This is a genomic window from Longimicrobium sp., from assembly GCA_036389795.1.
In the GTDB taxonomy this organism is placed as follows: domain Bacteria; phylum Gemmatimonadota; class Gemmatimonadetes; order Longimicrobiales; family Longimicrobiaceae; genus Longimicrobium.
The window spans coordinates 1-12,770 of sequence record DASVWD010000104.1; the positions used below are offsets into that span (position 1 = coordinate 1).

Below are 12,770 nucleotides of genomic sequence, written 5' to 3' on the forward strand. Positions count from 1 at the left end.
CGCGCGACCACGGAGGATGAAACGGGGTTGTAGTTCTCCCTCCCACCGCGCAGCGGGGGGAGGGCCGGGGAGGGGGGCTACCCGCGGCGAGCACCGAAGCCCGTCACAGCGCACGAGCCAGGTAGTTTCTATTCAGGGAGCCGCTGCGCTGCACTATCTCCCGCGCCGATGCCCGGCGGCGACCGAAGGATCTACTCACCCCCACGCGTGGCTGGCTCCGCGCACTTTCCCTGGCCACCCGGCACGCGGGCTGGATTCTTCGGTCGCGTCCAACCTCTTGTGCGAACGCGTTTTCCGGTGCGGACGCTCCCTCAGAATGACACCCGTGTGGAGACGAGATATGTCTCCGCACCTCGTTCCAGGGCAGTTGAAGCCTCGCGCGGTTTGCGAGGCTTTCTGCAGTTGTTGCCGCGGCTTCAGCCGCCCGGCGACTCACGCCGCGACCGCCTCCCCCGCCCCTTCTTCGATCGGCGGCGCGTGCATCACCACCTCGGGGACGGCGGGGATCTCGCGCACGTCCAGGCCCAGGTGGCGGATGGCGTTCACCACCGCGGCCGCCGGTCCGTCGATCGGCATCTCGCCCACGCCCTTGGCGCCGAACGGCCCGTAGCGCGACGGGTTCTCCACGATCGCCACCTCCATCGGCGGGGTGTCGAGCGTGGTGGGGATGGTGTAGTTGGTGAGCGTCGAGTTCAGCATCGCCCCGTCGCGCGTGACCACCCGCTCGTTGAGCGCCCAGCCGATCCCCTGCGCCGTCCCCCCCTCGATCTGCCCCGCCACCAGCACCGGGTGGATCGCCCGGCCGATGTCCTGCGCGGTGACGACGCGGACGGGCCGCACCTCGTACGTGTCCGGGTCCAGCGCCACCTCCACCACGTCGCACCCCCAGCCGTAGGTGGCGTAGGCGTCGCCGGTGTACTCGGTGTCGTCCCAGGTGACGTCGTGCGGCTTCTCGTACTCGCGGGTGACGACGGTGCGGCCGAAGCGGCGGAAGTGCTCGCCCGGGTGCAGCTCCCCGATCCGCCCGCGCAGCTCCTCGGCGCAGCGCTGCAGGATGCCGCCCACCACCATGCAGGTGCGCGACGCCACCGTGGGGCCGCTGTCGGGCACCGCCGCCGTGTCGGGGACGGCGTGCTCCACCTCGTCGAAGGCGACGCCCAGCGCGTCGGCCACGATCTGCGAGTGCATGGTGCGCGTGCCCTGCCCGATCTCGGTGCTGGCCACCAGGATGCGCACCCCGCGTTCCGTGGTCTCCAGCGCCGCCTTGGACGCCAGGTGCACCTCGCCGCTCCCGGTGAACCCCGAGCCGTGGAAGAAGAGCGAGAGGCCGATCCCGCGCCCCGTCCCCGCGTACTCCGCGCGCTTGCGGTGGAATCCGGAGCGCCGCACCGCCTCGTCCAGCACCTCGAGCGCCGAGCAGTCGTCGCCCATGTGCTGGCCCGTGGCCGTGGTGTCGCCCGGGCGCAGCGCGTTCAGCTCGCGCAGGCGCACGGGGTCCATCCCCAGCGCCTCGGCGATGCGCTCCATGTGCACCTCGGCCGCGAACTGCGTCTGCGGCGCGCCGAAGCCGCGGAAGGCGCCGTTGGGCGGCGAGTGCGTCCGCACCGCGCGGCCCTGGATGCGCACGTGGTCGCAGCGGTACGGCCCCGCCGCGTGGATGCACCCGCGCGAGAGCACCACGGGCGAGAGGGTGCAGTACGCGCCGCCGTCCATCAGCACGTCGACGTCCATCGCCACCAGCCGCCCGTCGCGCGCGACCCCGGTGCGGTGGCGGACGATGGACGGGTGGCGCTTGGTGGTGGCGACCATGTCCTCCACGCGGTCGTACACGATCTTCACCGGCCGCCCGGACTTGAGCGCCAGCAGCGCCGCGTGCCCCGCGATCACCGACGGGTACTCCTCCTTGCCGCCGAAGCCGCCGCCCGTCTCGGTCTGCACCACGCGCACGCGCTCGTCGGGGAGGTCCAGCAGGTGCTTGAGCGCCTTGTGCACGTAGAACGGGCACTGCATGGAGCCGTAGACGGTGATGCCGCCGTTCTCCGGGAAGGCGATCACCCCGTTGGTCTCGATGTAGACGTGCTCCTGCGCGCCGGTGCGGTAGGTGCCCTCCACCACCAGGTCGGCCCCGGCGAGCGCCCGCTCCACGTCGCCCTTGCGGATGCGGATCTCCTTGAAGACGTGCTCCGACGCCTCGGGGTCCAGGAGCGGCGGGAGGGGGTCGTAGTCGATCTCGACCCGGGCGGCCAGGAGCGCCTCGCGGTCCTCGTGGGCCAGCAGCAGAACGGGCTCGGCCAGGTGGCTCACCTCGCGCTCGGCCAGGTACGGCTGGTCCCACTCGATGAGCGCCACCGCGTTCCGCCCCGGCACGTCGCGCCAGTCGACGACGGTGAACCCCGTAGTGTCGAAGCCGAGCCGGATGTCGCGGATGCGGCCACGCGGGACGGTGGAGCGGACGGTGCGCCCGTAGAGCATCCCCGGGAACGCCACGTCGTCGACGTAGCGCGCCGCGCCCGTGACCTTGGGGAGCCCGTCCTTGCGCGGCACGTTCGCGCCGACCACGGGCCGGATCACGCGCGCCTCCGGCGGACGGTCGCGTGGCGGGGAACGGCCGGCGGGCAGGGGTGAAGCACGGGCGGGACCTCCGTGGGGAGGGTGGGGACGCGAGCGGTTCGCGTGGATCTCGGTTGGGGAACAATTAGGGGAGACGCGAGGGCGCCGCAAGCCGGGGCGGCTCGCGGCGCTTCGTCACACCACGCTGCCGGGCCTCGTCCTGGTCCCGAACGGATTGGGATCACACGGAGAAACAGAGGAACAGAGAAGCCCTCCGTTTCTCTGTTCCTCCGTGTGAGATTTCCAGGGCCGGCGCCCCGAACGATCCTTCTCCACCCGGGATCAGCCGTCGCCCAGCGGCGACACCGCGCGGCTGGCCTCCGCGTGGATCACCGCGTCGAACTGCCGGGCCAGGCTGGCGCGGAAGTAGTGCGAGGCTCGCTCGCTCGCGGGGGCGTAGACCACTCCGACGGCGCGCTCCAGGCGCTCGGCGGAGAGGGGGTCGGCCGCCGGGGTGCCGCGCAGGAGCACCAGCGAGCTGCCCCCGAGCGCCTGGTGGAAGACGTCGCCGAAGCTCCCGGGGAGCTCGGGGTTGAGGGTGCGCGGCTCGCCGGAGCCGCCCCACCCGTGCGCGGCGGTCACGGTGCCCGCGTAGGTGGTGAAGCCCACCAGCACCGACTGGCCGGGATGCGCCTCGCGCACCAGGCGGCCCAGGTTCACCTCGCCCTGGCTCCCCATCTCGGTGGCGCGGTCGTCGCCCACGTGCGTGTTGTGCGCCCACACCACCACCTTCGCCGGGCGGCCCAGGCGCGCCAGGTGCGCGGCGATCCGGTCCAGCGTCTCGGCCATGTGCCGGTCGCGGATGTTCCACGTCGTGTACGCCGTGCCGCCCTGCGCGCGGTAGTACGCCTCGCCGCTGGCCACCACGCGCGCGTGCTGCGCCGCCGAGAAGAGCGAGTCCAGCGCCGCCGGGCTCGCGGCGGAGGCGGCCGCGTAGCGCGCCTCCAGCTCGTCGCGCACCGCCGCGGCCTCGTCGGCGCACGACTCGGCGAGCGAGGTGAAGCCGGCGCGCGCGTAGACCACCTCGTCGGCGTACGCATCGAAGCAGCGGTAGCGGGAGCGGGCGCGCCCGGCCGCCGCGGGGTCCACCCGGTCCAGGTACGCCAGCACGGGCTGCAGCGAGGCGAACGGCGCCTGCAGGTCCAGCCCGTAGACGCCCACCCGCCGCTCCGGCGCGGCGGAGGCGTTGCGCTCCCGGATGTGCTCCACGAAGTCGCGGAACTCGGCGTTGCGCCACATCCAGAGCGGGAAGCGGTCGAAGCCGGAGAGCGCCTGCTCGGCCCTCGCGTCGGCGCTCTCGCCCAGCACGTAGCGGTGGACGCGGTCGGCGGAGTGGAAGTCGCCCTCGATGGCAAGGGCCGTGAACGCGCCCTCGTCGAAGAGCCGGCGGCTGATGCGGGCGCGCTCGGCGTAGAACTCGTGCGTGCCGTGCGTGGACTCGCCCAGCAGCACGAAGCGCGCGCCGCCGGCGAGCGCCAGCAGCGGGTCGTAGTCGGCCGCGGCGCCGGTGAGCGGGCGGGCCGAGGCGCGGACGGCGTCCAGCAGCGCGGGGGTGACCGGCTCCGGCGCCGGCCCGGCCACGGTCGGCAGGTCCGCGCACCCCGCCAGCGCCACGAGCAGCGAGCCCCACCCGAGCACCGTCCGCCACTGTCTATCCAGCATTGTAAGCTTCTCCTAAATGTATTCGTGACAACAAGATAGATTGATATGCCGATGCGCCCGGGCGGTTCCCCATTTTGGGAAACAAATGAAGCGGGCCGCCGGCAGCGCCGGCGGCCTCTGAAAACCGCGATGCCTCACACGGAGTGAACGGAGTCAACGGAGGACCTGCTTGCCGTTCCTCCGTTGACTCCGTTTCCTCCGTGTGAGGCCTTTACGCTGCTTTCCCCTCCGCCCGGTCGAGCGCGGCGTGGAGGACCTCGGCGGGCTGGGCGCCGGAGACGCCGAAGCGGCCGTCGAAGACGAAGAGCGGCACCCCGCCGATCCCGCTGCGGTCCGCCACCTCCAGGCTCGCCTGCACCTCGGCGATGTAGTCGCCGCCCTCCAGCACCTGGCGCACGCGCTCCGCGTCGAGCCCCACGGACGCCGCCAGCTCCGCCAGCACCTGGCGGTCGCCGACGTCGCGGCCCTGCGTGAAGTAGGCGGAGAAGAGCGCCTCGGCCATCTCCCAGGTCTTCCCGTGCTCCCCGGCCAGCAGCATCAGCCGGTGGGCGTCGCGGGTGTTGGGGGCCGAGGCCACGCGCTCGAAGTCGAAGCGGATCCCTTCCTCGTCGCCCGCGCGCTGCACGTGGGCGAACATCGCGCGGGCGCGCTCCCACCCGCCGAACTTGCGCTCCACCAGCTCCTCCCAGCGGATGCCGCCGGGCGGGAGGTTCCTCTGCAGCTCGAACGGCCGCCAGCGCACCCGCGCCTCGAGCCCGCGCTCGTCCAGCACGCGCCTGAGCCGCCGCTCGCCGATGTAGCACCACGGACAGGCGATGTCCGCGAACAGGTCGATCGTCACCATCTCCCATCTCCCGAAACCGGATCACCCGCCCGCCGCGCATGAATCCGGCCATCGGCGAGCCATCGATGAACAGCCTGGCCTCACGCAGAGGAAGCAGAGGTAGCAGAGAAAACCCATGCCATGCGATGAGTTCTCTGCTTCCTCTGCTGACTCTGCGTGAGGCTTCTGGATCTTTTGATTCCGAGGAGATCCTGCCCGGCGGCTCAGTACATCGCCCCGGCGATCAGGTTCTGGAGGAACCAGATGATGAGGAGCGCCACCAGGGCCGAGAAGTCGAACGGGCCGGTGGAGGGGAGGATCGACTGGATCGGCCGCAGGATCGGGTCGGTCACCTGGCGCACGAACTCCACGAACGGGTTGCGCGAATGGGGCGCCACCCACGAGAGCACCACGCGCACCAGGATCAGGATCTGCAGCACCTGCAGCATGAACAGCAGCACCCGCCAGCCCGCCACGCGCCACCTCCGTCGTTTCTGGTCGATCGGGTAGACTCCGCCGCCCGAGGGGAATCGCGGCCGGCCGTGCTTCTACATCCCCTGCTCGCCCGGAGGTCCCAGGAACACCACCACCGGCGCGTCGAGCGAGCGCGCCGCCTGGTGCAGCCGCTCGGCCGAGAGCCCCTGGAAGTCGGCCAGCGTGGCGGAGCGGTCGCCCAGGAGCGCCGCGCGCGCCATGGCCGCCGCCCGCGCCTCGGGCGAGTCCAGCTCCAGCATCCGCTCGCCCCGGTAGCGCCGCAGCCGCTCGGTGAAGAGCGGGCCGGAGAGCGGCTCGCGCGCATACGCCTGCACCGCCTCGCGCAACCGCCCCGCCCACTGCGCCGCCTCGCGCGGGGGGACCACCACGTGCAGCCGCAGCTCGCCGCCGCCGGGGTAGCGCACCACCTCGGCGCGGCTGTTGTACACCGAGCGCCGGCTGGGGCCGAAGGAGACCTGCTGCAGCGCCAGGTGCGAGAGCATGGTGAGCGCCTCCACGTCGGCCCCGGCGCCGAAGCGCCAGCTCGCCGACACCCAGGTGGTGATCGAGTTGTAGTCGACCTGCACCAGGTCGGTGGCCGGCCGCGGCGGCTCGGGCGCCTCCACCCGCAGCGGGCCCTCGGGCATGTGCGGACCCAGCTCCGCGGCCACCTCCTCCTGCTCCACCGGGCCCACCACGGCCACCACCGAGCGCTCGGGGGTGAAGGTGGCCCTCACGAACGGGTCCACCGCCCGCACGCCCAGCGCCCCAACGCTCCGCGCCGTCCCCACCGAGGGGCGCCCCCAGGGGTGCTCGCGGCCGTACACCGCGCGCTCCAGCTCGCGGGCCAGCGCGTCGGCGGGGCTGGTCTGGCGCGCCTGCAGCTCGCTCACCAGCGTCCGCCGCACCCGCGCGGTGGCCACGCTGTCCACCGCGTCGCGGAAGAGCGCCACCAGCAGCCTCCGCGAGGCCTCGGCCCACACGTCGGGCGCCGCGGTGAGCGTGAAGGCCACCGCGTCCTTGTGCTGGTCCACCTGCAGGCGCACCCCCAGCGAGTCGAAGAGGGCGCGCGCCGGCTCGACCACCGCGCGCGCCGCCAGCCAGGTGATCCCCGCCTGCCCCGCCGGCTCGTCCGCCGGCCCCGCGGCCACCAGCACCTCGACCGCGACCACGGGAGTCCCCGGCTCCGCGCGCACGAAGATGCGCTCCTGCGCGCCCGCGCGTCCCCCGGCCAGGAGGGAGGCGAGGACGGGCGCCAGGGCGGCGGAGAGGAGGCGCGTCTTCATCGCCGCCGGTTGGCTTCGGGGATGCGCTGCGCGGGGACGTACACCGTGGCCGGCTCCTGCGCCGCCAGCAGGTCCAGCAACCGGCGCACGTCGTCTTCCGTCACCGCCTCCAGCGCGGCGTAGAAGCGCTGCGCCGCCTCGGGGTCGCCCTCGCGGTCGGTGAACTCGCCGATCAGCTCCGCCATGCGCTCGGGGGTGCGGGAGAAGAAGAGGAGGTCGCGCCGCACCCCGTTGGCCGCGTCGCGCACCGCCCGCGCGCCCAGCCCCTGCCGCAGCGTCTCCAGCGCCCCCGAGACGGTGCGGCGGGCGGCGGGAACCAGCGAGTCGGGGGTGGCCACGACGAGCGCCAGCGCCTGCCCCTGGTGCGTCCACCAGTGCTCCACCTCCACCGCCGAGCGCGGCATCCGCCGCCTGAGCGCGCCCTGCAGCAGCCGCGCGGCCACCGACATGGCGGCCGGGTCGGCTTCGGGCGCGGACCAGGCCGTCCCGATCCACCCGCGCGTGGCCTGCGGCGTGTCGGCCTCCAGCGCCGGGACCGTGTCGGCCGCCTCGTCGCCGAGCCCCTCCGCCGGCGCCCCGGGGAGATCGCGGAAGGCGCGCCGCACCGCCTCCAGCTCCACGTCGCCCACCGCCACCACCGAGACGCGCCCGGGGCGGTACATCGTCCCCCACACGTCGCGCAGGCGCGTGCCCTCCAGCCGCGACGCCGCGGCGTCGGTCCCCGCGGGGGGGAGGTCCGCCGGGAAGACGCGGGCGCGGAGCGCCGCCCGCACGTACGCCGGCGCCGTCTCGCGCCCCGCCGCGCGCTCCTCGGCCAGGGCGCGCTGCGCGGCCAGCAGCTCGGCGGAAGACGGGGCGGGGGGGCGCAGCGCCGCCTGCAGGAGCCCCGCCAGGTACGGCAGCTCCGAGGCGGGTCCCACCACCGAGTAGACGACGGCGTCCGTGCCGCGGATCGCCTGCACCCGCGCGCCCACCCGCGCCGCCTGCTCCTCCAGCCGCGGCAGGTGCAGGTGCTGGATGAAGTGCCCCGCCCCCGCGTACCCGGGCGGGTCCGGGGCCAGCACCGAGAGCCGGAGCGCCACCACCGGCAGCGCCGGCTGGTGGTGCACGGTCACGGCGGGCGCGGCCTGCGCGCCCGGCGGGGCGGCGCGCGGCAGGGCGGTGTCGGCGGCGGCCGCCGCGGCGCTCAACAGAAAGGCGAGAGCAAGCATAGGGATGCGAAAAGGAGCGCCCGGAGGCGCTCCTCGCAAGTCCCGCACGCTGAAGGGACGGTTCGCTCAGTCGGGGATGGCGTCGGCCACGATGAAGTTGAGCGGGTCCACCTGGCGCCCCTCCACCTCCACCTCGTAGTGCAGGTGCGGCCCGCTGGTGAGCCCGGTGGCGCCCACCGCCGCGATCAGGTCGCCGCGCTTGACCTCCTGCCCGGTGCGCACCATCAGGCGCGAGGCGTGGGCGTAGCGCGTCACGTACCCGAAGCCGTGGTCGATCTCCACCATGTTGCCGTAGCCGTTCCCCCGGTTCCCCGCGAAGATCACCCGCCCGCGCGCCGCCGCCAGGATCGGCTCGCCCGTGCGCGCGGCGATGTCGATCCCCTTGTGGGGGCGCGAGATGCGGAGCACGGGGTGGTAGCGGCTGCCGCTGAAGAGCGAGGAGAGGTGCCCGTTGGCGGGGGCGATGGTGGGGGTCGAGGCCAGGCGGTCGCGGTTGCGCTGCAGGGCGCCGAGCGCCTGGTCCATGCTGGAGCGCAGCAGCCGGGCGCGCCGGGTGAGGCTTTCCAGGTCGGTGGACGCGCGCGACACCTTGCCGGCCACCTCGGGGTTCAGGTGCGCCAGCGCCTGCTCGGCCACGCCGCGCTCGGCGCTGGCGGCGGCCGCCTCGCTGGCGGCCGGCAGCCCCGACATCACCCGGTACTGCTCGTCCTTCCTGGCCAGCGCCTGGATGGAGGCGTTGAGGCGCTGCATGTCGCCGCGCATCTGGTCCACCTCGGCCGCCAGCAGCTCGTTCTCGCGGAGCAGCGAGGCCGCGCGCACGTGCTGGCTCTGCTTGACGAAGAACGCCACGGTGAAGGTGCCGAGGAGGAACGCCACCAGCAGCACGGCCGAGACGATGGTCCGCACGTCCTTCGCGGAGACCTGGAACGAACGCACACGCTCGTTGTCGTGCGGGACGAGCATGAGCGTCCAGCGAGACCTGGGCATTACCCTGTTTCTCTCTGGGAGCCGACGGGCGATTCGGGACTGCGGCGCCGGTCGATGTAAGTGGTGCGAGCGGGCCATGATAAGCCCGCTCGGGGGGAGTGTCAACCTTTTCGGCCGATCTCCGGGTTCTCCCCACGGCGGATGCGGGTGCACCCCGGGCCGGGCTCCCGGCCGTGGGGGCGGTCCGGGTCGGACGAAGCCGGACGGCAGGACCATCCCGCCCCGGCGGAACGCGTTTCCGCGCTCCGCCGGCTCCGACGCCTCGGTTGTCAGGGTGTGCCGCTCCCGACGGCAACAAGCGTTCCCGGTGCGTCCGCAACCGTCAACCCGATGGCCCGAAATAATTTAGCGGAGAGCGCCCCTGTCCGGGAGTGCTCCCCGCCCGCCTCATCTTTTCCGGTCCCCGGAAAACTGTTCCTGCGGAAGATCCGAAACGGCGACCGCTGGCTCGGGCGTGTCCCTCCGCTGCGCTCCGGGCCGGGCTGCGCGCGCCGTAGGGCACGGTACGACTGTGCCCAACGGCGCCGGGCCCGGTCGTGCCAAACCCCCGGCACGCCCGGTCCCGGCCCTCCGGGCGCGCATCCCTCACGCAGGGTTTCGTCGCGCGCAGCGCCGAGGTGTTTTCCCCTCTCCCGCAGTCTGGGAGAGGGGAGCGCGGCTCTGGTCGTGAGGAACGAACGACCGGGCCGCGCGGGGGAGAGGGCCCTACACCGCCTGGCTCGCCACCTCCCCCTCCGCTCCGAACCAGCGCCGCGTGAACTCGACCGCCTCCGTCTCGTCGAAGCCCTTGCAGGTGTAGAGCAGCACCGAGAAGAACCGCGCCTGCGTCCACACGTACGCCGAGATCCCGGAGTCGATCAGCGGCACGAAGGCGTCGAAGCCCGCGTTCTCCGCCCTCCCCATCCCGCTGGCGGGGGAGAAGACGATCGGGTCAGCGTAGGTGCGCAGCTCCAGGTGCGCGGCGATGCCGGTCAGGAACCCGCTCACCCGCTCCCGCGGCATCTCGCCCGTGTAGTAGCCCTCGACCAGCAGGCGCTGCCGGAAGATGTCAGGCGCCAGGTTCCGCATCGCCGCCTCCCTGTTCGCTCGTCTCGTGGACCGCCACGCCGAATCCCGCGCCCGCCAGCACCTCGCCCACCGCGCCCGACGCCACCTCCCAGTGCCGCACGTGCGGGTCCAGCTCCAGCAGGTAGCGCCGGTCCTCGGGGTAGTAGACGGCGCGCTCCACGTCGTCGCCCGCGAAGGCGCGCACCGCCTCCGGCGAGTCCCAGAACGAGGCGAAGAGAAACTCCGCCCGCCCACCGTCCACCCGCCGCAGCACCAGCACACCCCGGTTCCCCGGCGTGGCGCGGCACTCCTTCACCCCCGTCTCCTCCAGGTACGCCGTGTAGCGCTCGGAATCCTCCGCTCGCGTGGCCCCCTGCCACAGCCGCGCGATCATGCTTCCCCCTCGCGCAGCCGCGCCGCCGCGGACGGGTTCGACCTCACGCGGCGGGCCACCCGCGCCCGCTCCGCCGGGTCCTCCTGTGCGGCGCTCCCGGAGATGATCAGCACCACCGCCAGCACGATGGTCACGCCCGCCAGCAGCACGCGCGGGGTGAGCCGCTCGTTCGCGAAGGCGGCGCCCAGCGCCACGGCCACCAGCGGGTTCACGTAGGTGTAGCTGGCCGAGCGGCTCGGGCCCTCCTTGCGCGTGAGCCAGGTGAGCGCCGTGAACGCCACCACCGAGCCGAAGGCGATCAGGTACGCGAGCGACCCCAGCGCCAGCGGTGTCAGGTCCGCCGCCTCCACGCGGCCGGGCTCGCCGAAGAGGACCGACGCGACCATCAGCATCGCGCCGCCGGCCACCAGCGGCGTCCCCGCCGCGAACGCGTCGGACTCCGGCCGGCGCGCGCCGCGGAACCAGGTGAGCCCCACCGCCCACGCCAGCGCGCAGAGCAGGATCACCGCCGCGCCCAGCGGGTCCACCGTCCCCGACCCCGGCCCGCCGAGCGTGAGCAGCGCCACGCCGCCCAGGCCCAGCGCGATCCCCGCCCACGCCCGCGGCGACGGGTGCCGGCCGCCCGGGAGCGCCCACGCCAGCAGCACGATCCACAGGTGCTCCGTGGCCACGAAGAGCGCCGACGGACCCGACGGCACCCGCTGCTCGGCCCAGAACAGGCCGCCGTGGCCCACCAGGAAGAAGAGCGCGCCCGCCACGGCCGCCGCCCGCCACTGCGCCGCGCTCGGCCGCTCGTCGCCGCGCAGCAGCGCCCAGGCGCAGAGGATCGCCCCCGCGGCCACGGAGCGGACGCCCGCCATCAGGAACGGCGGGATCGTCTCCACCCCGAAGCGGATCGCCAGGTACGTGGAGCCCCAGATCAGCCAGGTGGCCGCGTACGCCGCCAGCCGCTTGGTCCGCAGGCTCCAGTCGACGGGATTCGTCACGCCCTCACCCTCCCCTCTCCCCCGCAGCACGCCGCGGCGAGTCTCGCGCCATCGGCCGGAATCGCGGCCACGGGCCGGGCGCGCGCCGGGCCGGTCGGAAGCAGGCTGAACCGCCCCAGGTGCCCGGTCTCGGGGCTGTCGTCGAACTGCGGCGCACGGCCGTCCTGCACGTACCACGTCCACCCCGCGAGATACCGCCGCCAGAGGCTCCGCGTCAACAGGGTGAAGCGCGGCGCGGGACGGGCCGGCGCCAGGTGCGAGCGCAGGTCCTGGATGGCGATGGAAACGGCTTCGTCCGGATGCATGGTCGTCCTCCCCTCCCCTCGGGTTTCAACCTCCAAAACCTATTTTGGAGGTTAGGTGAGAAGATAATGCTGGACACCTAACCAGTCAAGTGCGATATTGGTGGTTGATACGGAGACCCGGGAGGGCGTGAGATGAGCATCGGAGAGAACCCGTTCGCGGCCAGGACCCTGGCGGGCGGGCGGTTGTGCCTGGACTTCACCAACACCATCAGCCAGCACGCGCCCGAGCCGGAGGGCGACTGGCTGCACGACTACGCCGACCTGGTGTGGTGGGTCCTGCGCGCGGGGGTGCTGGACGAGGCGGCGGCGGAGAAGCTCTTCAACCGCGCGGGCGGGGAGCCGGCGCGAGCGGCGGAGGTGTTCGCGCGCGCCATCGAGTTCCGCGAGGCGCTGTTCCGCGTGCTCTCGTCGTCCGACGACGCCAGGGAGATGTCGGCGGACGACCTGGCGGTGGTGAACCGCGAGCTCTCCGCCGCGCTCGTACACCTGCGGGTGCGGCCGGAGGGGGAGGGCTTTGCCTGGGGGTGGGACGACGGCGGGCTGGACCGGGTGCTGTGGCCCGTGGTGCGCGACGCCGCCGAGCTGCTGGTCTCCGAAGACCTGGCGCGCGTGGGCGGGTGCGCGGGCGAGCGGTGCGACTGGCTGTACCTGGACACCAGCCGCAACCGCAGCCGCCGCTGGTGCACCATGGCCGACTGCGGCAACCGCGCCAAGGCCAGGCGCCACTACCACCGCCACCGCGAGACCGCCGAGCCTAGCTCATGACGTAGATCCGGAAAGGCCTCACACGGAGTCAACGGAGTTAACGGAGGAACCCCTTGTCTGTTCTCCGTTGACTCCGTTAACTCCGTGTGATACCACGTTTCCGAGCATTGTTCTGGTTCGCGAGAAACAGATTGGCATCACACAGAGGACACGGAGGACACGGAGAGAACTTCAATCTCTCCGCTGTTCCTCTGTGTTCTCTGTGCCCTCTGTGTGAGAC

12 protein-coding genes are annotated in these 12,770 nt (G+C 73.1%); 1 reads left to right on the forward strand and 11 read right to left on the reverse strand.

The annotated features are described in order from the left end of the window. Positions 1-432: 432 nt before the first annotated feature. From VF746_14225 to VF746_14275, 11 genes are all read right to left on the reverse strand, one after another. Positions 433-2,571, reverse strand: a complete 2,139-nt coding sequence (locus VF746_14225) for a xanthine dehydrogenase family protein molybdopterin-binding subunit (protein ID HEX8693575.1) — start codon at positions 2,569-2,571, stop codon at positions 433-435. Positions 2,572-2,892: 321 nt separating this feature from the next. Continuing rightward, on the reverse strand, positions 2,893-4,272 hold the full coding sequence (locus VF746_14230) for an erythromycin esterase family protein (GenBank protein HEX8693576.1): 1,380 nt from the start codon (positions 4,270-4,272) through the stop codon (positions 2,893-2,895). 211 nt (positions 4,273-4,483) lie between these two features. Further along, entirely contained in the window at positions 4,484-5,116 is a 633-nt protein-coding gene (locus VF746_14235) for a DsbA family oxidoreductase (GenBank protein HEX8693577.1), read from the reverse strand. Between the two features lie 203 nt (positions 5,117-5,319). Continuing rightward, entirely contained in the window at positions 5,320-5,571 is a 252-nt protein-coding gene (locus VF746_14240) for a YggT family protein (protein HEX8693578.1), read from the reverse strand. A gap of 72 nt (positions 5,572-5,643) precedes the next feature. Next, the gene (locus VF746_14245) at positions 5,644-6,855 is read right to left on the reverse strand and encodes a hypothetical protein (protein ID HEX8693579.1); all 1,212 of its coding nucleotides are present in this window, start codon (positions 6,853-6,855) and stop codon (positions 5,644-5,646) included. Continuing rightward, the gene (locus tag VF746_14250) at positions 6,852-8,045 is read right to left on the reverse strand and encodes a hypothetical protein (protein ID HEX8693580.1); all 1,194 of its coding nucleotides are present in this window, start codon (positions 8,043-8,045) and stop codon (positions 6,852-6,854) included. Before VF746_14250 ends, VF746_14245 begins: the two co-directional genes overlap by 4 nt. A gap of 87 nt (positions 8,046-8,132) precedes the next feature. Then, positions 8,133-9,053 carry a M23 family metallopeptidase gene (locus VF746_14255; GenBank protein ID HEX8693581.1) on the reverse strand — a complete coding sequence of 307 codons (921 nt, stop codon included), beginning with the start codon at positions 9,051-9,053 and terminating at the stop codon, positions 8,133-8,135. Positions 9,054-9,758: 705 nt separating this feature from the next. Further along, positions 9,759-10,121 (reverse strand): hypothetical protein, encoded by a 363-nt coding sequence (locus VF746_14260; protein ID HEX8693582.1) that lies wholly within the window; start codon positions 10,119-10,121, stop codon positions 9,759-9,761. Then, complete coding sequence (locus VF746_14265) at positions 10,102-10,494, reverse strand: hypothetical protein (protein ID HEX8693583.1); 393 nt, start codon at positions 10,492-10,494, stop codon at positions 10,102-10,104. The genes VF746_14260 and VF746_14265 overlap by 20 nt, the downstream gene beginning before the upstream one ends. Beyond that, the gene (locus tag VF746_14270) at positions 10,491-11,480 is read right to left on the reverse strand and encodes an EamA family transporter (GenBank protein ID HEX8693584.1); all 990 of its coding nucleotides are present in this window, start codon (positions 11,478-11,480) and stop codon (positions 10,491-10,493) included. The genes VF746_14265 and VF746_14270 overlap by 4 nt, the downstream gene beginning before the upstream one ends. Next, complete coding sequence (locus tag VF746_14275) at positions 11,477-11,785, reverse strand: hypothetical protein (protein ID HEX8693585.1); 309 nt, start codon at positions 11,783-11,785, stop codon at positions 11,477-11,479. The genes VF746_14270 and VF746_14275 overlap by 4 nt, the downstream gene beginning before the upstream one ends. A gap of 132 nt (positions 11,786-11,917) precedes the next feature. Here VF746_14275 and VF746_14280 point away from each other — a divergent pair, with 132 nt between their 5' ends. Further along, positions 11,918-12,550, forward strand: coding sequence for an ABATE domain-containing protein (locus VF746_14280; GenBank protein HEX8693586.1), 633 nt, complete (start codon positions 11,918-11,920; stop codon positions 12,548-12,550). Positions 12,551-12,770: the final 220 nt, after the last annotated feature.